This is a genomic window from Novosphingobium mississippiense, assembly GCF_044029535.1.
Taxonomy (GTDB): Bacteria; Pseudomonadota; Alphaproteobacteria; order Sphingomonadales; family Sphingomonadaceae; genus Novosphingobium.
In genome coordinates, this window is sequence record NZ_CP147001.1 from 2,199,023 (window position 1) to 2,217,788 (window position 18,766).

Annotated in this window: 20 protein-coding genes; 8 read left to right on the plus strand and 12 right to left on the minus strand. The window is 65.0% G+C overall.

Going from position 1 to position 18,766, the window contains the following annotated elements; all coding sequences use genetic code 11:
• Positions 1 to 32: 32 nt before the first annotated feature.
• The 5 genes from WBP06_RS10500 to sdhC all read right to left on the minus strand — a co-directional run bounded on the left by WBP06_RS10500 (position 33) and on the right by sdhC (position 3,882).
• Positions 33 to 485: a YidH family protein gene (locus tag WBP06_RS10500; RefSeq protein ID WP_395327242.1), complete on the minus strand. Its 453-nt coding sequence runs from the start codon at positions 483 to 485 to the stop codon at positions 33 to 35.
• Positions 486 to 509: 24 nt separating this feature from the next.
• Positions 510 to 1,100, minus strand: a complete 591-nt coding sequence (locus tag WBP06_RS10505; RefSeq protein WP_395327244.1) for an HdeD family acid-resistance protein — start codon at positions 1,098 to 1,100, stop codon at positions 510 to 512.
• Between the two features lie 181 nt (positions 1,101 to 1,281).
• Complete coding sequence (gene sdhA, locus WBP06_RS10510; RefSeq protein ID WP_395327245.1) at positions 1,282 to 3,090, minus strand: succinate dehydrogenase flavoprotein subunit; 1,809 nt, start codon at positions 3,088 to 3,090, stop codon at positions 1,282 to 1,284.
• Complete coding sequence (gene sdhD, locus WBP06_RS10515) at positions 3,090 to 3,476, minus strand: succinate dehydrogenase, hydrophobic membrane anchor protein (protein ID WP_395327247.1); 387 nt, start codon at positions 3,474 to 3,476, stop codon at positions 3,090 to 3,092. Before sdhD ends, sdhA begins: the two co-directional genes overlap by 1 nt.
• Before the next feature lie 10 nt (positions 3,477 to 3,486).
• Entirely contained in the window at positions 3,487 to 3,882 is a 396-nt protein-coding gene (gene sdhC / locus WBP06_RS10520) for a succinate dehydrogenase, cytochrome b556 subunit (protein WP_395327249.1), read from the minus strand.
• A gap of 247 nt (positions 3,883 to 4,129) precedes the next feature.
• On the opposite strand from sdhC, the gene bla reads away from it, so the two are divergent.
• Entirely contained in the window at positions 4,130 to 5,071 is a 942-nt protein-coding gene (gene bla, locus WBP06_RS10525) for a subclass B3 metallo-beta-lactamase (protein WP_395327251.1), read from the plus strand.
• Positions 5,068 to 5,970: a 50S ribosomal protein L11 methyltransferase gene (locus WBP06_RS10530; protein WP_395327253.1), complete on the plus strand. Its 903-nt coding sequence runs from the start codon at positions 5,068 to 5,070 to the stop codon at positions 5,968 to 5,970. Before bla ends, WBP06_RS10530 begins: the two co-directional genes overlap by 4 nt.
• 79 nt (positions 5,971 to 6,049) lie before the next feature.
• Here the strand turns inward: WBP06_RS10530 and WBP06_RS10535 are convergent, their stop codons facing one another.
• Positions 6,050 to 6,322, minus strand: coding sequence for a PilZ domain-containing protein (locus WBP06_RS10535; protein ID WP_395327254.1), 273 nt, complete (start codon positions 6,320 to 6,322; stop codon positions 6,050 to 6,052).
• A 231-nt stretch (positions 6,323 to 6,553) separates the two neighbouring features.
• On the opposite strand from WBP06_RS10535, the gene WBP06_RS10540 reads away from it, so the two are divergent.
• Positions 6,554 to 6,856 (plus strand): DUF1153 domain-containing protein, encoded by a 303-nt coding sequence (locus WBP06_RS10540; protein WP_395327256.1) that lies wholly within the window; start codon positions 6,554 to 6,556, stop codon positions 6,854 to 6,856.
• A gap of 102 nt (positions 6,857 to 6,958) precedes the next feature.
• Here the strand turns inward: WBP06_RS10540 and ligA are convergent, their stop codons facing one another.
• Entirely contained in the window at positions 6,959 to 9,127 is a 2,169-nt protein-coding gene (gene ligA / locus WBP06_RS10545) for an NAD-dependent DNA ligase LigA (RefSeq protein WP_395327258.1), read from the minus strand.
• A gap of 316 nt (positions 9,128 to 9,443) precedes the next feature.
• On the opposite strand from ligA, the gene WBP06_RS10550 reads away from it, so the two are divergent.
• A complete protein-coding gene (locus WBP06_RS10550) occupies positions 9,444 to 9,740 on the plus strand; it encodes an autorepressor SdpR family transcription factor (protein WP_395327260.1) in 297 nt (98 codons plus the stop codon).
• Positions 9,737 to 10,138 carry an ammonium transporter gene (locus tag WBP06_RS10555; protein ID WP_395327262.1) on the plus strand — a complete coding sequence of 134 codons (402 nt, stop codon included), beginning with the start codon at positions 9,737 to 9,739 and terminating at the stop codon, positions 10,136 to 10,138. Before WBP06_RS10550 ends, WBP06_RS10555 begins: the two co-directional genes overlap by 4 nt.
• 172 nt (positions 10,139 to 10,310) lie before the next feature.
• Here WBP06_RS10555 and WBP06_RS10560 read toward each other — a convergent pair whose 3' ends face one another.
• From WBP06_RS10560 to WBP06_RS10570, 3 genes are all read right to left on the minus strand, one after another.
• On the minus strand, positions 10,311 to 11,402 hold the full coding sequence (locus WBP06_RS10560; RefSeq protein WP_395327263.1) for a DUF937 domain-containing protein: 1,092 nt from the start codon (positions 11,400 to 11,402) through the stop codon (positions 10,311 to 10,313).
• Between the two features lie 377 nt (positions 11,403 to 11,779).
• Entirely contained in the window at positions 11,780 to 13,456 is a 1,677-nt protein-coding gene (recN, locus tag WBP06_RS10565) for a DNA repair protein RecN (protein WP_395327264.1), read from the minus strand.
• 122 nt (positions 13,457 to 13,578) lie between these two features.
• A complete protein-coding gene (locus tag WBP06_RS10570; RefSeq protein WP_395327266.1) occupies positions 13,579 to 14,376 on the minus strand; it encodes an outer membrane protein assembly factor BamD in 798 nt (265 codons plus the stop codon).
• A 298-nt stretch (positions 14,377 to 14,674) separates the two neighbouring features.
• On the opposite strand from WBP06_RS10570, the gene WBP06_RS10575 reads away from it, so the two are divergent.
• The 3 genes from WBP06_RS10575 (at position 14,675) to WBP06_RS10585 (ending at position 17,113) form a co-directional block, all read left to right on the plus strand.
• A complete protein-coding gene (locus WBP06_RS10575; RefSeq protein ID WP_395327268.1) occupies positions 14,675 to 16,456 on the plus strand; it encodes a cation:proton antiporter in 1,782 nt (593 codons plus the stop codon).
• 70 nt (positions 16,457 to 16,526) lie between these two features.
• Entirely contained in the window at positions 16,527 to 16,874 is a 348-nt protein-coding gene (locus WBP06_RS10580) for a hypothetical protein (protein WP_395327270.1), read from the plus strand.
• Positions 16,874 to 17,113 carry a hypothetical protein gene (locus tag WBP06_RS10585; protein ID WP_395327271.1) on the plus strand — a complete coding sequence of 80 codons (240 nt, stop codon included), beginning with the start codon at positions 16,874 to 16,876 and terminating at the stop codon, positions 17,111 to 17,113. The genes WBP06_RS10580 and WBP06_RS10585 overlap by 1 nt, the downstream gene beginning before the upstream one ends.
• Before the next feature lie 4 nt (positions 17,114 to 17,117).
• Here the strand turns inward: WBP06_RS10585 and WBP06_RS10590 are convergent, their stop codons facing one another.
• Both WBP06_RS10590 and WBP06_RS10595 read right to left on the minus strand, forming a co-directional pair.
• On the minus strand, positions 17,118 to 17,636 hold the full coding sequence (locus tag WBP06_RS10590) for a DNA-deoxyinosine glycosylase (RefSeq protein ID WP_395327273.1): 519 nt from the start codon (positions 17,634 to 17,636) through the stop codon (positions 17,118 to 17,120).
• A 2-nt stretch (positions 17,637 to 17,638) separates the two neighbouring features.
• Positions 17,639 to 18,577 (minus strand): glutaminase, encoded by a 939-nt coding sequence (locus WBP06_RS10595; protein ID WP_395327275.1) that lies wholly within the window; start codon positions 18,575 to 18,577, stop codon positions 17,639 to 17,641.
• Between the last annotated feature and the right edge of the window lie 189 nt (positions 18,578 to 18,766).

Below are 18,766 nucleotides of genomic sequence, written 5' to 3' on the forward strand. Positions count from 1 at the left end.
CGTTTGTAAACATGAACGCCAGATGAATGCGGCTACACGCCTTCGGTCAGGATACCCACCATCACCGCAGCGCCCAGCAGGACCAGAAAGGCATTGAACGTCACCAGCAATGCGGCGGGCAAACGCGGCGTATCGGTCTCGGGTGGCGGGGCGACCGGCCGCAGCTGCCGCCAGATACCGGCGATGAAGCAGAACTCCGCAAACAGCAGCAGCATCACCGTGGTGGTCATCACCAGCCACTCGCTGACCAGTCCCTGCAGAAGCGCACGCGCACCGATGCCCGACGCCAGCGCGCCAAGGCCGGTGCGCACCCAGGCCGCGTAAGTCCGCTCGGCCGCCAGGATGGTGCGGTCAGCCGCCAGTACCGTCCGCCGATCGGCCGTGTCCGCCTGCTTCTCGACATTCTCGGCAACGCGGTGCGCGTCCTTGGCGATCTCACCGGCAAGGACGCGCCTGGCATCCGGGTTTTCGGGATCTTCGCCCATCGTCGATCTCCCGCGCCGTGCGGATCAGCCGGCGGCCTTGCCCAACTTGCGCAGGCCGAATGCGACGGCAATCATGAAGACGCCGCGCATGAAGAAGCTGATCGCCACCATGATCGCCAGAAAGCCGATCGCGGTCGGCACGCTGGAGATCAGCAGCAGCACGCCCAGCACGACGTCAAGCACACCCAGGAACAGGCGCCAGGCCTTGTCGTGTCGGGCCTTGAGCGCGAAGGCGATCTCGAACCCGCCGGAGATCAGCAGCCATGCCCCGATCGCCCAGACCAGCGTGATCGCGCCAGCCACCGGGTTGAACAGCACGTAGAGGCCGGCAAGCAGGCCGATGGTGCCCAGCAGGATTTCCGTCCAGCGCGCACGCTTCGACATCGAATGGATACCGGCGGCGATTCCCGCAACGCCATAGACGCACAGCATGAATCCGATCAGGACCTCGGTCGCGAAGCTGGCCACCAGCGGATTGGCGATCACGATCACCGCAACCGCGATCAGCAGCAGGCCATAGGCAAGCACCCAGCCCCAGCCTAGCGGTGGCGAGCCGAGGTAGGGAGGCGCCAGAGGATCGGCAAAAGCATTCGGGTCGGTGTGTGAGGTCGTCATGCAATCGACTCCTGTTCCCACGCGATGTTGCCAAAGTAATGCGACGGAGTGGTTTCGGTTGCAATGCAGTTGGTTGGAACACCGATCTCAGGGTTTTCCCGCTGAAGCCCTTCAAAACGAAGAAGGGCGGCGCATCCGCGTGGATGCACCGCCCTTCCCTTTATTCATGCCGAAGCCGGTATCAATACACGCGGGCCTTGGGCTTGATGTACTGTGCGTCGTCGGTGAGCGTGTATTCATGGACCGGACGGTAATCGAGACGGATTTCGCCGCCCTTGCCGCCCCAGCCGTTGAACCAGCCCACGGTGTGCTTCATCCAGTTCGCGTCGTCGCGGTTCGGGAAGTCCTCGTGCGCGTGGGCGCCGCGGCTTTCCTTGCGCGCCTGGGCGCCGTGCAGCGTGACCGAAGCCTGCGAGATCAGGTTGTCCAGCTCCAGCGTTTCCACCAGGTCCGAGTTCCAGATCAGGCCACGGTCGGTAACCTTGATGTCGTTCATGCGCTCATAGGTCTTGGCGAGCTTTTCCTTGCCTTCGACCATGAGTTCATCGGTGCGGAACACGGCGGCGTGGGCCGACATGGTGCGCTGCATCTCGGTGCGGACTTCCGCCGTCGGCGAACCGCCGTTGGCGTTGCGGAAGTGGTCCAGGCGGGTAAGCGCCATGTCTGCCGAATTCGTCGGCAGTTCCTGCTGCGCAGCGCCCGGCTTGACGATTTCCTTGAGGCGATGGCCGGTTGCACGGCCGAACACCACGAGGTCGATCAGCGAGTTCGAACCCAGGCGGTTGGCGCCGTGGACCGAGACGCAGGCCGCCTCGCCCACCGCGAACAGGCCCGGCACCACGGTGTCCGGATTGCCGTCCGGGCCGATGGTGACGACTTCGCCGTGGTAGTTACAGGGAATGCCGCCCATGTTGTAGTGGACGGTCGGCACAACCGGCAGCGGCTGGCGGGTAAGGTCCACGCCTGCGAAGATCTTGCCGCTTTCGGTGATGCCCGGCAGACGCTCGCCCAGCACCTTGGGATCGATGTGATCGAGGTGCAGGTAGATGTGGTCCTTGTGCGGGCCGACGCCGCGGCCTTCGCGGATTTCCAGCGCCATCGAACGCGAAACCACGTCGCGGCTGGCCAGGTCCTTCGCAGAAGGCGCGTAACGCTCCATGAAGCGCTCACCTTCGGAGTTGGTGAGGTAGCCGCCTTCGCCGCGCGCGCCTTCGGTGATCAGCACGCCCGCGCCGTAGATACCGGTGGGGTGGAACTGCACGAATTCCATGTCCTGCAGGGGCAGGCCGGCGCGCAGGACCATGCCGCCGCCGTCGCCGGTGCAGGTGTGGGCCGAAGTGGCGGTGAAGTAGCTGCGGCCGTAACCGCCGGTCGCCAGCACGACGGCCTGCGCACGGAAGCGGTGGATCGAACCGTCGTCAAGGCACAGCGCGATCACGCCGACGCACTTGCCGCCGTCCATGATCAGGTCGATCGCGAAGTATTCGATGAAGAAGTCCGCATCGTACTTCAGCGACTGCTGGTACAGCGCGTGCAGCATGGCGTGGCCGGTACGGTCCGCGGCGGCGCAAGTGCGCTGCACCGGCGGGCCTTCGCCCATGTTCTGCATGTGGCCGCCGAACGGGCGCTGGTAGATCGTGCCGTCGGCGTTGCGGCTGAAGGGCACGCCGGCGTGTTCCAGCTCGTAGACCGCTGCCGGGGCTTCGCGCACCATGTATTCGATGGCGTCCTGGTCACCCAGCCAGTCCGACCCCTTGACGGTGTCGTACATGTGCCAGGTCCAATGGTCCGGCGTGTTGTTGCAGAGCGAGGCGGCGATGCCGCCCTGTGCCGCGACGGTGTGCGAACGGGTGGGGAAGACCTTGGTGATGCACGCGGTCTTCAGGCCGGCTTCGGCCGAACCCATCGTGGCGCGCAGACCCGAGCCACCGGCGCCGACGACGACGGTGTCATAGGTATGGTCGATGATCTTGTAGGCAGGGGCGGACATTATGCGTGAGCTCCCAGCGCGAGGCGGATGACGCAGAAGACGCCGAAGGCGATGCCACCGCAGGCGGCAAGGTTCAGCGCCGCGATGCAGGCGAACTTGTTGGCGTGCTCATGCACATAGTCCTCGACCAGCACCTGCAGGCCGATGCGCGCGTGCCAGAACGTGGTCACCACCAGCAGGACCATCGCCACGGCGGGAACCGGACGGGCCAGCCATTCGGCGACCGAGGCATAGCTCATGTCAGGCAGGAAGAGGATCGAGACGGCAAGGAAGATGCCGGTCAGCAGGTTGCCGATCGCGGTGAAGCGCTGCAGCAGCCAATGATGAACGCCGGTCTTTGCCGAGCCGAGGCCGCGAACGCGGCCGATGGAAGTTCCGTTACCCATGTTCCGTCCCTCAGCGAAGCAGCAGGATCGCCCAGAAGGCGACGGTGAGGACCACACCCATGATCGGTGCAAGGATCGAGAAGGTCTTGTTGGCCTTCAGTTCGAAACCGGCGCCGATATCGAGCACGAAGTGACGCAGGCCGCTCATCATGTGGCTGAAGAAAGCCCAGGAGATGCCCACGAGCACGACATAACCCGGAATCGAGGTCATGCACTTGGTGAGCTGTGCGTAAGCTGCGGGTCCGCTGGCCAGCGCCCCGAGCCACCACAGCAGCAGGCCCAGGCCGGCAAATGCCATGCCATCGCCCGTCACGCGGTGCAGAATCGAGACGAACATGTGAGGGCCCCAACGCCAGATCTGGAGATGGGGCGAAAGCGGACGGTTCCTGGTGCCGTCTTTGGCCATGGCTCTTTCGAATCCCTTTTGCCTTTGCAGCAGCGTCAAGCTGCCCCTGTCGAGAAGTCCCCTTAGACAAATCGCGGCTTGGCGCAAGTTCCGCGAAGCACATCGCGAATGCATCGCACACAAGCCACTTTTCGCTCGGCACATCGGTCAGGCAAGTCAGGCCGCCCCACCCGGCCCGGCCAACGAACGCGCTGCCACTGGTCTTGGCGGTCCCTCCGGCCTAAAGCCCAGCCCCATGAATCGCCGCATGAATCGCCTGCCGAACATCATCGCGCCCGCCCTGCTGCTGGCCGCCTGCACGCCCGCGCCCGACGCCGCCGCGCGATCGGAAGCTGCGGCCTCGGACGATACCGGCGCCACGCAGGCCCGACTCGCCGCCGCCTGCAAGGGGCGCGACGGCTGGGCCGATGCCGCACCGCCCGCGCATCTTTTCGGCAATACCTGGTACGTCGGCACCTGCGGCATCACCGCAATCCTGATCACCGGAAAACAGGGCCACGTGCTGATCGACGGCGGTGTGCCCGAAGCGGCGCCGCTGGTTCTCGCCAATATCAAGGCGGCAGGCTTCAAGCCGAAGGATGTGCGCTGGATCCTGTCCACCCACGAACATTTCGACCATGCCGGCGCCCTAGCCGCGCTGCAACGCGCGACCGGTGCCCGCGTCGCCGCTATGCCCGCCTCGGCCGAAGTCTTGGAAAGCGGCAAGGCCAATCCCGCCGATCCGCAGTTCGGCCAGTTGGATGCGTTCCCGGCAGTCCATGTCGACAAGCGGCTGACCGATGGCGAACGCGTGACATTGGGCACCATCGCACTCACCGCCCACGCCACCCCCTCCCACGCCGCCGGATCGACCAGCTGGACCTGGCGATCCTGCAACGATGCAGGCAAATGCCTGAACATGGCCTATGCCGACAGCGTCAGCGCGATCTCCGTCAAGAGCTACCGCTTTACCGACCATCCCGATCGCGTGGCCGCCGTCCGCCAGGGCTATGCGCGAATCGCGGCCCTTCCCTGCGACCTGCTGATCACCCCGCATCCCGGCGCCAGCGATCTTTTCGCGCGCCTGGCGGGCACATCGCCGCTGGTCGATCCCACCGCGTGCCGCACGTATGCGGCCGCCGCCACTGTCCGCTTCGACCAGCGCCTTTCCGACGAGGCGCATCCCGAAGCGAAGGAGACCCGTTCGTGAGCTGGAAAATTACTGCCTTCGCCCCCCGTTCCGTGATCGAGAGCGCCCTTGTCGCCCACGAGGACGCTTTCGACTGGGATCCGGAAATCGTCATTTCCGGCAGCGAGATTGCCGAGGACAAGCCCGACGACTGGCAACTGGAAGCCTGGATGGAGCAGAAGCCGGGCAAGGCGGAAACGGACGCCCTCACCGCGCTGTTCGCTGGCGACGTGCCCGAATTCGTCATCGAGGAACTGCCCGAAACCGACTGGCTCGTCACCAGCCAGGAGGGCCTGGAGCCGATCCGCGCCGGCCGTTTCTACGTCCACACGCCCGAGTATCCGCCGCTCAACGAGGCAGGCGTCACCGATTTCGTGATTCCCGCCAGCCAGGCTTTCGGCACCGGCCAGCACGCCACCACGGCGGGCTGCCTGGAAATGCTGACATACATGAAGTCGCGCGGGATGATCATCCGCAACCATGCCGACATCGGCACCGGCACCGGCCTGCTCGCCTTCGCGGCGATGACGCTCTGGCCCCGCGCCCGCGCCACGGCGAGCGATATCGACGCGGTCTGCGCCACCGTGGTGGCCGACAATGCCGATGCGAACGGCGTGCCGCTGGGAGGCCGGCCGGGCGAACTGGTCATGACCATCGCCGACGGCATGGATGCGCCCTTGCTCGACGTACGCGGCCCTTACGACCTGATCATGGCAAACATCCTGGCCGGTCCGCTGGTCAGCCTGGCGCCGGACTTTGCCAAGTCGCTGACGCCGGGCGGGCACTTGCTGCTGGCCGGTCTGCTGGAAACGCAGGAGGCATCGGTGCGTCGCGCCTGTCGCCGTGCCGGGTTGCGACTGGTCGCGCGACTGGTCAAGGGCGACTGGTCGATCCTCTGGATGCGCGCGCGCCGGTTCTGAACGCGTTCGACCTGCCGGGCCGCTGAAGGCTGGCCCGGCAGGACAACGGACCTGAAGTCGGAAACTCGATTATAGGTTGTCAGGCGCGGCGCAGTTCCAGCCCCGGGCCTTGCGGGCCAAGGCGCATGATGCCCATCAGGTCCGCCGCGATCGGCGCGTCGAACGCGAAGCCGGCGCGATCCTCCACCACCCAGCGCACCGTCCCGGTCACCTGCGGGCAACCGGCCAGCCACAACACCAGCCGCACGCCCTTTTCCAGCATGTTGCGCTCGACGACGAGCTGGCACCCCTCTGGCGAGACGTGCCTGGCAAGCGCTGGCGCATAAGGGGAAAGCCCGAGGGCCACGTTCACTTCTCCATGCCGAACGGTTCGAACCGCTTGATAGGGAAGTGTAATTAAGAGAGGTAAACGGCTCGTTAATATCTGTGCAACTTTTCTGACGTAAAAATACTCAATTCTTACAGTAACTTACCTAGAAACACCGAATTGAAAATTAACCATGTCCGGTAAGTCCGAATTAGGGATTACAAACAAGAATTAGACCTCAAGGGGGGCTGGTAACAACAGCTCATGAGGCCAAACATGCTTCGTACCGAACTCGACCGGCCTGCGGTCGTCGTGGGACCCCTGGGTGAAGCTCTCGACCGCAAGAGCCTGCCGCCGCGCGATACCCTACGCTGGGTTGCGCGCCGGAAGGCCGAGGTCGTGGCTGCCGTCAATGGGGGCCTGTTGACGATCGCCGAGGCCTGCGAACGCTACGATCTCACGCTCGAGGAACTTGCCTCGTGGCAACGCGCGATTGAGCGCGAAGGAATGGCAGGGCTGCGCGCCACCCGCGTGCAGCACTACCGACAGGTGCACGAACGCCAGTCCCGTTTCTCCTGAGCGGGCTGGTGCTGCGGCACCCTCGCCGGGAGGATAGGTGTGTCCCCTCCGGCGTTGACCAATGGGCCCGGTCCGAGAACTCCGGCTGATACTTGCGACCCGTCAGCCGGCCGCTTCGACGATCCGGGCCCATTCAGCTTCATCGATGACCTTGATCCCAAGGTCCGCCGCCTTCTTCAGTTTCGAACCCGCGCCCGGCCCGGCAACCAGAATGTCCGTCTTGGCCGAGATCGAGCCCGCCGCCTTGGCGCCCAGCCGTTCGGCCTGTGCCTTGGCCTCGTCGCGGCTCATCGTCTCCAGCTTGCCGGTGAAGACCACGGTCTTGCCCGCGACCTCGCTCTCCACCGTTTCCACCACGTAGGGCGGCGGAGCGACTTCAGAGAGGATATCGTCCCACACCGCGCGGTTGTGCTCTTCGTGGAAGAAGTCGCCCAACGCCTCCACCACGGCCGGGCCGATCCCGTCGATCGAAACGAGTTCGGAATAGGCATCGCTGGCGGCCTGCGCGGCTTCCTCGCCCACCTGCTCACCCACAGCTTCATGCGACTTCTCGGCAATCTCGCGCAGTGCAGGCAGCGTTTCGAAACGCTTGAGCAGATCGCGCGCCGTCACCGCACCGACATGGCGGATACCCAGGCCGAACAGCAGCCGCGCGGCATCGGGCTGGCGCTTGTTTTCCACCGCCGCCAACAGGTTGTCCACAGACTTGTCCTTCCACCCATCGAGCGCAAGGATCTCCTCCCGGCGCTTGCGCAGGCGGAAGATGTCGGCCGGGCTTTCCAGCCAGCCCTTGGCGAAGAACTCGTCGATCGTCTTCTCGCCCAACCCCTCGATATCGAGCGCGCCCCGGCTGACGAAGTGCTTCAGGCGCTCGGTCCGCTGCGCCGGGCAGATGAGGCCGCCGGTGCAGCGCACATCCACCTCGCCCTCCTCGGCCACCGCTTCGGAGTGGCATTCGGGGCAGTGATCCGGGAATGCGAAGGCCGACCGCTCCACCTCGCGCGTCAGGTTGTCGACGATCTGCGGGATCACGTCGCCGGCACGCTGGAGCACCACGGTATCGCCCGGGCGCACGCCCAGACGGCCGATCTCGTCACGGTTGTGCAGCGTGACATTGGTGACGGTGACACCGCCCACCAGCACCGGCTTCAGGCGTCCCACCGGCGTCAGCTTGCCGGTGCGGCCCACCTGGATGTCGATCGATTCCAGCGTCGTTTCCGCCCGCTCGGCCGGGAACTTGTGCGCCAGCCCCCAGCGCGGCGCCTTGGCGACGAAGCCGAGGCGCTGCTGCCAGTCGAGCCGGTCGATCTTGTAGACCACGCCGTCGATCTCGAACGGCAGGTCCGGCCGCCCGTCGCGGATCGCGCGGTAGGCGGCAAGCATTTCCTCGACCGAGTGGCACAGCCGGAACTGCGGCGAGACCGGCAGGCCCCAGCTTTCGATGCGGCGGATCACTTCATGCTGGCTTGCACCCGGCACGTGACTGGCCGCGCCCCAGCCATGCGCCCAGAAGCGCAGCGGACGCTTGGCCGTGACCGCGGCATCCTTCTGCCGCAGCGAGCCGGCAGCAGCATTGCGCGGGTTGGCGAACTGGCGAACCTTGCTCTCGTCAAACGGCCCATCTTCCCCTTGGCCCTTCTCTTCCGCCAGCGCGCGTGCCTCAGCCATCAGCGTCTCATTGAGCGAATGGAAGGCGGCCTTCTCCATATAGACTTCGCCGCGCACCTCGAAGACGTCCGGGATGTCTTCGCCCTTCAGTTCCTGCACGATGTCGGCGATGTGGGCGACGTTGGGCGTCACGTCCTCCCCCACCTGCCCGTCGCCGCGCGTGGCTGCGCGCACCAACTTGCCGTTTTCGTAGCGCAGCGAGCAGGAGAGGCCGTCGATCTTGTCCTCCGCCGTCACCATCACCGGCTCGTCTGCAGAGAGGGACAGGAAGCGGCGCACGCGGCCGACGAAGTCTTCCACTTCCTCGTCGCTGAACGCATTGTCCAGGCTCATCATCCGAACCTCGTGCCGCACTTTGCCCAGTGGCGAGGCGGCGACATCGTGGCCGACCTTGTTGGTGGGCGAATCGGGGCGGATCAGATGCGGGAAAGCCGCTTCCAGTTCGGCATTGCGACGGACCAGCGCATCGTATTCGGCATCCGCGATCTCCGGCGCATCTTCGGCATGGTAGAGCCGGTTGGCGCGGTTGATCTGCCGCGCCAGACGCATGAGTTCGTTGGCGGCTTCGGCTTCATTCGGAAACAGATCGGGAGTGTCGGTCATGGGTTCAGCCTATGCCGCATGCGCCCGCCGGACGGCAAGGCGGGGCGGTTGACACAGTTTACACGGTTCAGGGGAAAAACCTGTCACCTTGCGGACCAAAACCGTCACCTTACGGGCGAGAACCGTCACCTTGTGCGCGCAAGGTGACACTTTTCGCGCCGACCTGTCACCTTGTAAGGCGGCGCCAGCGCGCGGAGCAACGGGGAACGGAAACGGCATCATGCCCGAGACGCTACGCCCTCTCACCGGAGTAGGAAAATGCCCGGCTTGACTCATTTCGATGTTTAGCTAATCATCACATCATGAGTCAGGTGCGATGAATCAGATTTTCAGGGCCCTTTCCGATCCCACCCGCCGCCGCGTGCTGCAATTGCTGCGCAAGGGGCCGATGAGCGCGGGCGAGATCAGCGAACGCTTCGACGTGTCCAAGCCCACCATGTCCGCCCACTTCGCCGTGCTGAAGGAAGCCGATCTGGTCCATGCCGAGAAGTCCGGCAAATCGGTGATCTATCACCTCAAGCTCTCGGTGCTGGAAGAGGCGCTGCTGGGCTTCGTCCATTCGTTCGGCGGCAGCGCGGAAGCGCCCGAATCCCGAAAGGAAGCCACACGATGACACGCGACGGGAAAACGGACTTGTACGGCAACCTTGCCTGGGGCGGCCTGATCGTTGCGCTGGCCCTTGGCGCCAGCCTTGCCCGCAAGCTGGGCTATATCGATACGGACACCGTCACCCGGCTGGTGATCGGCGCCAATGGGCTGATGATCGCGTGGAACGGCAACCGCATGCCCAAGACTTTCGTGCCCCACGCCCAGGCGCGGCAGGCCCGGCGCGTGGCGGGCTGGTCTCTCACCCTGAGCGGGTTGATCTATGCCGGGCTGTTCGTGTTCGCACCGCTGCGGGTGGCGGCATGGGGCGGCGCCGCTGCCGTGGTGACCGGGATCATGGTGACGCTGGGCTATTGCCTGTCACTGCGCAGCAAGGCGAAGCCGGCCGACCGCACGCACGGTTAGAGTGGCTTCCAATCGGGTGGAATCATCTGATGGGAAAACGCTCTGGAGATCGCCTGCAAATCCCACCCACGGTCGCAGACACATCGCTGCCCCGTCGATCGCTTGCGGATCGAAGGGGCAGCGATGATCGCCTATCGCTCCACCCCATTGGCGAGCCAACGGGGTGAAACCGTCATTCGCTCACGGTCACATCCACGCGGCGGGCTTCCGCATTGGTATCGCCGTTGCCGGTGGTGTCGGCCGGCTTGATCATCTTGATGGACGCCGTCGGAATCCCGATCGCCACCAGCGCCTTGCTGACTTCTTCCGCGCGCCGCTTCGAAAGCGCGGCATTGGCGGCGGCATCGCCGGTCGGATCGTTGTACCCCGATACCGCCACGAAGGAGCCGGGGTGCGTGTCGACGTAATCCTTCACGCTGCCGGCGGCAGTGGAGAGATCCTTGGTCACGTCCGACTTGCCGACCGCGAAGAACACGCGCAGCACGGGCCGCCCGTTCGCCGTTTCACTGACCATGCCGGAACCGGTCGGGATTTCGGCAGTCGGCGTGGGCTCCACCAGCGGGGCCGTCTCGACCGCGGCGGTGGTCGGTTCGGTCACGGTGGTTGTGGTTTCCCTGTTCGCGCAAGAACGCAGCGCCCAGATCAGGGCCAGTATGGCAAGCAACAGCAGGAGCAACGGCCACCACTTGGCCATGCCGCCCGAAGCGGCGCGAACCGGCTCCTCATAGTGCGGCGCAGTCGTGGGTGGGGTCAGAAGTCCGGACAGGCCCGGCGGCAAGGCGGCATTGATCGATGACCGTTCGCCGTTGAGCAGCGTGGTGACTTCCGGCAGCGAAGGCGTCGAGCCCAGTTGCTTGCCGATGCCGCCGGCCGCGAACAGTCCGCCGACACCGAGGAGGGAGCGCACGCTTTGCGGCGCGATGCCGAAACGATCGGCCAGCGCGTTCACCACGCCGCCGAAGTTGGAACCGAACAGGTCCACGAAACCGCCGGCATGTTGGGCAAGCGAGGTATCCGCGCTCAGCCGGTCGGTCACGGCGGCCTGATTGTCCAGCGGGTTGCCGCCGACAAGCGCGGTCTTGATCATGCTGAGCACCCCGCCACCGCTGCCGGCAGCGATGCGGCCTGACATTGCCGCGAGGATCACGGGAACGATCCCGCCCAGAGCGCTGCTGGTGGCCTGCGGGCTTTCGCCCAGTTTCGCCGCAAGATTATCGACAGTACCGGGCGCAATGGCCCCGCGAATGGTGTCGAGTAGAGCCATTTCCTTCTCCTCTTTCGGCACCCCCCATTTCAATATCCGCAACCGCCATCGGGACAATACGGCCCGTGGCACTAAGTGGAATTATCTATCGACGCCAATTGAGCAATCGGTAGTTATACCGATCAGCCGTGTTTGTTATGTGCAAAATAGCACACTTTCAGGTCGTTGATTGACCGTCGTTTTGCAATTCACTTGGAAACACACCACGATCACTGATGATCTTGGGCATTTCTTCCGAAAGGAATGGCGTAAATCTTGTCGACTATTTTCGACTGGAGCGCTTTCCAATCAGGTCATCTGATGACTCGAAAAACGCGGCAAACCAAAATCCTGGAACAGTTGATCCGATAAACGGATCGGAAACGGCTCCAGGCGCGCTATGCCCGTTCCAGCAGTCTGCTGGCCTGTGCCCGCGCCTCGGCGGTCACTTCCGCGCCCGAGAGCATACGGGCGATCTCTTCCTGCCGTTCCGCATTGCTGAGCGGCGTCACCGAAGTGCGCGTGACCGTCCCCTGCGAGGATTTGGCGATCATGAAGTGCCGATCGCCGCGCGCCGCGACTTGCGGGCTGTGGGTGACGGCCAGCAACTGCCCGCCCGCGCCGCTGCCATTGGCCAGCCGGGCAAGGCGTTCGCCGATGGCGTCTGCCACCGCGCCGCCGACGCCGCGATCGATCTCGTCGAAAATTACCGTCGCCGCGCCGCCCTCTTCCGCCAGCGCCACCTTGAGCGCGAGGATGAAGCGCGACAATTCGCCGCCCGAGGCAATCTTGGCGAGCGGGGCGAAATCGGCGCCCGGATTGGTGCTGATCAGGAATTCCACCTGATCCATGCCCTGCGCGCCCCAGCGATCCTCCGGCAGTTTCAACACCGAGGTCTGGAACCGAGCGGCATCGAGCTTGAGCGGGGCCAGTTCGGCGGCAACCGCCTTGTCCAGCCGCTTGGCGGCGGCGCGGCGCAAGTCGTGCAGTGCCTCCGCCTGCTGGCGATAGGCCAATGCCGCCTTCTGCGCGGTAGCCTCCAGCGCGGCGACATGCCCTTCCCCACCCTCGATCGCGTCCAGCGCCTCCCGCATCCCGCGCATCTTTTCGGGAAGGTCGTCCACCGCGCACATGTGCTTGCGGGCGGCGGCGCGCAAATCGAACAGGCGGGTTTCGATACGGTCCAGTTCGTTGGGATCGAACGCCAGCGCCTCTGCCGCGCGCTCCAGCTTTTCCTCGGCCTCGCCCGCCTCGATCAGCGCGCGGTCCAGCGCACCGAGGGCGTCGGCCAGCAGCGGGTGCTCGCCTGCGATGCGGTCCAGCCGGCGCGCGGCGCCACGCAGGTTCGCCAGTGCCGAATCGGATCCGGTCCAAAGGTGCTGCAGGGCCGAAAGATCATCGGCCAGCTTCTCACCCTTCTGCATATCGGCGCGGGCGTGGGCGAGTTCCTCCTCCTCCCCCTCTACCGGCGAAAGCGCGTTGAGTTCGGTCAGGTGGGCCAGCAGCAGGTCCTGATCCTCGGCCGCCTTGGCCACTTGCGCACGGGCGGCATCGAGCGCGCCCTGCGCGGTGCGCCAGGTCTTCCACGCGGCCTCCACGCCGGCCACATCGCCGCCGGCGAAACGGTCGAGCAGCGCGCGGTGGCCCTTGGAATTGACCAGGCCGCGATCGTCGTGCTGGCCGTGGATTTCGACGAGGACCGGCGCAATCTCGCGCAGCAGGGAGACGCTGACCGGCTGGTCGTTCAGGAACGCACGGCTGCCGCCATCGGCGCGCAACTGGCGCTTCAGGATCAGCGGTTCGCCCGGCTCGATCTCCAGATCCGCTTCGTCAAGGACGCCACGCACCACGGCGGGCAGCGCGGCGAATTCGAAGCTGGCGGTGACGCTGGCGCGGTCTTCCCCCGCGCGGACGAGGCCGCTGTCGGCCCGGTTGCCGATGACCAGGCCCAGCGCGTCCAGCAGAATCGATTTGCCCGCGCCCGTCTCACCCGTGAGGACGCCCAGCCCCCGCGCGAAATCGAGATCGAGCGCTTCGATCAGCACGATGTTGCGAATGGCGAGGCGTGTCAGCATGTTCGCGTTGCGTTCTAGCGAAAAGATTTTCGCCCGTCACGCCCTATCGCGCTTTCCGATAACGAAAACGCCGGCCGGCCATGTGGCCGACCGGCGTTGAATTTCGTCGGAAGCCGTGCCTGTCAGGCGGCGACGTTCTTCGGCGCGTAGCGGTTCATCAGCTTGTAGGCGCGCTGATACCACTTCGAATTGGGATAGTTGGTTTCCAGCACGGCAGCGGCCTTCTGCGCTTCCAGTGGGATGCCGAGCGAGAGATAGCCTTCCACTAGGCGGAACAGCGCTTCGGGCGCGTGGCTGGTGGTCTGGAAATTGTCCACCACGTTGCGGAAACGCAGCGTGGCGGCCAGCCACTTGCCGCTGCGCTCGTACGAGCGGCCGATGGTCATTTCCTTGCCGGCCAGGTGATCGTTCACCAGGTCGATCTTCAGCTTGGCATCGGCCGCGTAGGGCGAATTGGGATAGCGGCGCATCACGTCGGTCAGCGCCTGCTTGGCCTGTTCGGTGGTCTTCTGGTCGCGCGTAACGTCGCTGATCTGCTCGTAGTACGAGATCGCGATCAGGTAGTAGGCGTAAGGCGCGTCCTTGTTGCCCGGGTGGATCGAGAGGAAGCGCTGCGCCGACTGGATCGCCTTGTTGTAATCGCGCGCGGCGTAATAGCTGAAGGCGCTCATCAACTGGGCGCGGCGGGCCCAGGGCGAATAGGGGTGCTGGCGCTCCACTTCGTCGAACAGCGCGGCGGCGGCCTTGGTCTGGCCCTTGTTCAGGCGATCCTGGGCAGCCGCGTAAAGCGTATCGACGTCACGCGCGACATAGGCGGTATCCTTGTTCTTGTTGCCCCGCCCGGCACAGCCGGCGGTGAGAACGAGGGCCCCGGTAGCGGCGGCAAGGAGAGCGATCTTGAAGCGCGAGCGTTCGAACATGGGGCCGGTCTATAGACAGCGCTTTGCTGAACGCCAAGTGAAGTTACACACGCTTACACAGCGAACTGCGATCGGTTCGGAAATCGAGCGTGTGGCCGGATTTTGCGGCCCCTCTCTCCTCCTCGCCCCGCCCCCGGCCAGAGCCGGCCCGAAGTTTGCCGCAATTGGGCCGTTTGGCGCAGGAATCGGCCGGCGCCGTCCTAGAATAGACCTATCATGCATGTTCAAACAAAGACTTGGCGGATCCAGGGGCAGTTCGTCATTGTCTGGCCCGCCCGCCCTGCCATAGTGGCCTGACATGGCCGGCACCAACGCACTTTCATCCCCCGTCATGTCCGATGCCCTCGTGATCCTGGGCGCTGCGGGCATCGTCATTCCGGTGTTCAACCGATACCGCATCACCCCGGTGATCGGTTTCATTCTGGTGGGCCTGCTGGTCGGCCCGTTCGGCCTGGGCAGGCTGGTGTTCGACCATCCGTGGCTGTCCTGGGTGACGATCACCGATCCGGACGGGCTGGAGATATTCGCCGAATTCGGCATCATCCTGCTGCTGTTCTCGATCGGGCTTGAACTGTCGTTCGCACGCCTATGGGCGATGCGGCGCTTCGTGTTCGGGTTGGGATCGCTGGAACTGCTGCTGATCGGCGGGTCGATGACGTTCATCTTCGCCACGCTGGGCCAGGGAATCTCCGGCGCGATGGCATTGGGGCTGGCGCTGGCGCTGTCCTCCACCGCGCTGGTGCTGAAGATCACCGATACCTCCAGCCCGGTCGGCCGCGCGGCGCTGGCGATGCTGCTGTTCGAGGATATCGCCCTGGTCCCCATCGTCTTCCTGCTGGGCGCGCTGGCCCCGCATGCCAAGGGCGCGGGGATGGACGGGCTGATCCACACGCTGGTCTGGGGCACCGGCGTCGTCATCCTGCTGCTGATCGCCGGGCGCTATCTGCTGCCGCCCCTTTTCGCGCAGGCGGCACGGACCAAGAGCCCGGAACTGTTCCTCAGCGCCAGCCTGCTGGTCGTCATCCTCGCCTCTCTGGCGACTGCCGCCACCGGGCTTTCGCCCATCGTCGGCGCGCTGGTGGCGGGCCTTCTCATCGCCGAGACGGAGTATCACACCGAGGTCGAACAGATGACGGAGCCGTTCAAGGGCCTGGCCCTCGGCGTGTTCCTGATCACCATCGGCATGCGGATCGACTTGCGCGTGGTGTGGGAGAACCTTGGCCCGATTCTGGTCGCCACGGTGGCGGTGATGGTGCTGAAGGCCATCGTCACCAGCCTGCTGCTGCGCCTGATGGGCGCGCGGCGCGGCACTGCCACGGAAACCGGCATCCTGATGGCCAGCCCTTCCGAAACGACATTGATCGTGCTGAGCGCGGCGGGCGCGGCGCAGTTGATCCAGCCGGGCACCGCGATGTTCTGGCAGATCGTCACCGCGCTGGGCCTGACCATCACGCCGGCGCTGGCCAAGATGGGCAAGATCATGGCCCGCCGCGTGGAAGGCGTGGAAGCGCCCCACCAACCCGCCGAAGCGAACGACAAACCGCCGACGCTGATCGTCGGCTTCGGCCGCGTCGGCCATCTGGTGGCGGACATGCTGACGCGCCACGGCCGCCCCTATCTGGCGGTGGACAGCAATTCGGACCTCGTCACCGAAGGCCGTCGGCTGGGCTACACCGTCGCCTTCGCCGATGCCGCGCGCGGCGATGCGCTGTTGCGACTGGGCGTTTCGAACGCGGCGGCGGTGATCCTGACGATGGACGAACCGGTCTCCGCCCAGCGCATCGTGCGCAAGCTGCGCGCGGACTTTCCCGACATGCCGATCATCGCCCGCGCGCGCGACACCGTGCACGCCGGCGTGCTCTACCGCGCCGGAGCGACCCATGCCGTGCCGGAAACGCTGGAAAGCTCGCTGCAACTGTCCGAAGCGGCGCTGGTGGAAATCGGCGTGGCCATGGGCCCGGTCATCGCCTCCATCCACGAAAAGCGCGACGAATTCCGCGAACAGATCATGGAACAGGGCGGCCTTTCGCAGAAACCGGCACTCAAATCCGGCCAGCTTCGTCAGGCGGAGAAGACCTGATCGGCGATCTACGCTGCGGGCATAGCGCCGTCGCTCGCCCATGCCGGACGGGAAATCCACGAGCGACGTCATGAAAATCAGCGATTACGAAATCTCGGAAACGCACCGCCTTCCTAACGGCAGATCACTGATTTTATTCGCATCTCACCCCAAGGACGGAGTGGTTTGCGAAGATATCCTGGGCAAGGAAATTTGCCTGTTTGACGACAACCGATGCCTGCTATGGAAAATAGATCCGGAACCGGGATCCACGGTCGGTCATGATCGAACTTTCGACCGGTCCAGCACCGTCGTTTTCGATTTTGTACACATCTCCCACGAAGGTGGATTGTATTTCGCCGAAAAATACAACGGCGACGTATTCGAGATGGACATCGACAACGGCTCTGCAAAATTTGCTTTTTGGAAAAAGACTTGATGGAAGACGACGATCAATCGGGCCAATCGCCCGAACAATCTTTGGGCAGAACCCAAAGACGCCTGCTGCGCCGGGTCTTCAACGGGCGAACCGTGCCCGTCGTGGTCGATGACAAGCCTTTCCTCACTTACAAGGAGGCCGCGCGCTATCTGCTGTCGCTGCCGGTGGAGGAACGCGATGCCGCCTACGATGCGATGAAGGTCTTCGCCGATCGGAAGGGCGAAAGTCAGGCGGATTGAACGCCTATTGCAGATAGGCCGCGATCTGCCGCCACCGTGCCAGCTTGTCGGCCCGTGCCATTGCGGCATGGGCGCCGCTGGAGGATGGCAGGTCGATCAGGGCCCAGCGCCCCTCCTGCCCTGCCAGTTGTCGGCGCCCGTCCCGCGCCGCCTTGCCGCCGTTGAAGGCGATGGCGCGCAAGTCTGGCAGCGTGCTGGCGAACGCGGCAAGGTCACGGTGGGTCGCTTCGCGAATCGCCGTGTCCAGGCTGCCCTGCCGCCGGGCACTCTCGATCACGTCCCACAATCCCAGGCGATGGCTCTGCAGGGTGTTCAGGCGCAGGTCGTAAGGCCTTGATCGCAGATCGCTTTCGCCCAGGACTTCGCCGATCAGCCACCAGAAGGCATTGCCGGGATTGGCGTAGTATTCGCCCGCCGCCAGCGACTTTTCACCCGGCAATGTGCCCAGCAGCAGAACCCGCGTGCGTGCGTCCACGATCGGCGCGAAGCTGGTCTTGAGGGGCGCGTCCGGTGGCCCGGCCATGGTCACAGATCGCCGTAGCGCGGCTCGAACACCGACCATCCGGTGCGCTGGACAAGCCGCTCCAGCGCGATCTGGCCCAACTGCGAATTGCCGCTGGGGTTGAGCCCGGGGGACCATACCGCGATGCTGGCGACGCCCGGCGCCACTGCCAGAATGCCGCCGCCCACGCCGGACTTGCCGGGCAGGCCGATGCGATAGGCGAAATCGCCCGAATTGTCGTAATGCCCGCAGGACATCATCACGGCATTGATGCGCCGCGCGCGCTTGGCAGTGATCACGCGGTGACCGCCGGATCGGCCGCCATCCATCAGGTAGCGCCCGGCCAGCGCCAACTGATGGCAGCTCATGCTGAGCGCGCAATAGTGGAAGTAGGTGCCCAGCACGAGGTCCACGTCGCCCTGGATATTGCCGAAGGCGCGCATGTAGTTGGCCAGCGCCTTGTTGCGAAAGCCCGTCTCCTGCTCCGCCCGCGCCACCTCCTCATCCACGCTGATGGTGTCGTCGCCCGTCAGTTCGCGCACGAAGCGCAGCATCTGGCCGATCGCCTCGCGCGGCTGGTGGTGGCCCAGCAGCATGTCCGCCACCACGATGGCCCCGGCGTTGATGAACGGATTGCGCGGGATGCCGTGTTCGTTTTCCAGCTGGACGATCGAATTGAAGGCGCTGCCCGAAGGTTCGCGCCCCACGCGATTCCACAGCTGGTCGCCCACCGTGCCCAGCGCCAGCGTCAGCGCGAAAACCTTGGAGATGGACTGGACCGAGAAGGCCTCTTCCGCATCGCCCGCCAGATGGACCGCGCCCTTCGCGGTGACCACGGCGATGCCGAACTTGTCGATCGGCACTTGCGCCAGGGGGCGAATATAGTCCGCCACTTTGCCGCGATGCGTCATTTCCCGCATCTCTTCGGCAATGTCAGCCAGGATGCGGTCAAGGCTGTCCATGATCGATTTTCCCCGCATCGAAAGGATGGCCGGCGGCGGCCATTCGGATCCCTCTGCCGCAAGCGGGTGCCGCGGGCAAGCGCCAGGGGGCAAAGGAGCTACCTCTAATTGCAGCCGAAATTGCCATGCCGATCCCGTTCGGGAATGCGCCCGGCCCGTTCGGGAATCCGCCCGGATCGCCGCCATGAC

Coding starts and splice junctions, on each gene's coding strand:
- WBP06_RS10570 (WP_395327266.1), bottom strand. CDS start 14,376: ATGTTCGAACGCTCGCGCTTCAAGATCGCTCTCCTTGCCGCCGCTACC.
- sdhD (WP_395327247.1), bottom strand. CDS start 3,476: ATGGGTAACGGAACTTCCATCGGCCGCGTTCGCGGCCTCGGCTCGGCA.
- WBP06_RS10575 (WP_395327268.1), top strand. CDS start 14,675: ATGGCCGGCACCAACGCACTTTCATCCCCCGTCATGTCCGATGCCCTC.
- recN (WP_395327264.1), bottom strand. CDS start 13,456: ATGCTGACACGCCTCGCCATTCGCAACATCGTGCTGATCGAAGCGCTC.
- WBP06_RS10550 (WP_395327260.1), top strand. CDS start 9,444: ATGAATCAGATTTTCAGGGCCCTTTCCGATCCCACCCGCCGCCGCGTG.
- bla (WP_395327251.1), top strand. CDS start 4,130: ATGAATCGCCTGCCGAACATCATCGCGCCCGCCCTGCTGCTGGCCGCC.
- WBP06_RS10560 (WP_395327263.1), bottom strand. CDS start 11,402: ATGGCTCTACTCGACACCATTCGCGGGGCCATTGCGCCCGGTACTGTC.
- WBP06_RS10500 (WP_395327242.1), bottom strand. CDS start 485: ATGGGCGAAGATCCCGAAAACCCGGATGCCAGGCGCGTCCTTGCCGGT.
- WBP06_RS10580 (WP_395327270.1), top strand. CDS start 16,527: ATGAAAATCAGCGATTACGAAATCTCGGAAACGCACCGCCTTCCTAAC.
- WBP06_RS10555 (WP_395327262.1), top strand. CDS start 9,737: ATGACACGCGACGGGAAAACGGACTTGTACGGCAACCTTGCCTGGGGC.
- sdhC (WP_395327249.1), bottom strand. CDS start 3,882: ATGGCCAAAGACGGCACCAGGAACCGTCCGCTTTCGCCCCATCTCCAG.
- WBP06_RS10590 (WP_395327273.1), bottom strand. CDS start 17,636: ATGGCCGGGCCACCGGACGCGCCCCTCAAGACCAGCTTCGCGCCGATC.
- WBP06_RS10585 (WP_395327271.1), top strand. CDS start 16,874: ATGGAAGACGACGATCAATCGGGCCAATCGCCCGAACAATCTTTGGGC.
- sdhA (WP_395327245.1), bottom strand. CDS start 3,090: ATGTCCGCCCCTGCCTACAAGATCATCGACCATACCTATGACACCGTC.
- ligA (WP_395327258.1), bottom strand. CDS start 9,127: ATGACCGACACTCCCGATCTGTTTCCGAATGAAGCCGAAGCCGCCAAC.
- WBP06_RS10595 (WP_395327275.1), bottom strand. CDS start 18,577: ATGGACAGCCTTGACCGCATCCTGGCTGACATTGCCGAAGAGATGCGG.
- WBP06_RS10505 (WP_395327244.1), bottom strand. CDS start 1,100: ATGACGACCTCACACACCGACCCGAATGCTTTTGCCGATCCTCTGGCG.
- WBP06_RS10540 (WP_395327256.1), top strand. CDS start 6,554: ATGCTTCGTACCGAACTCGACCGGCCTGCGGTCGTCGTGGGACCCCTG.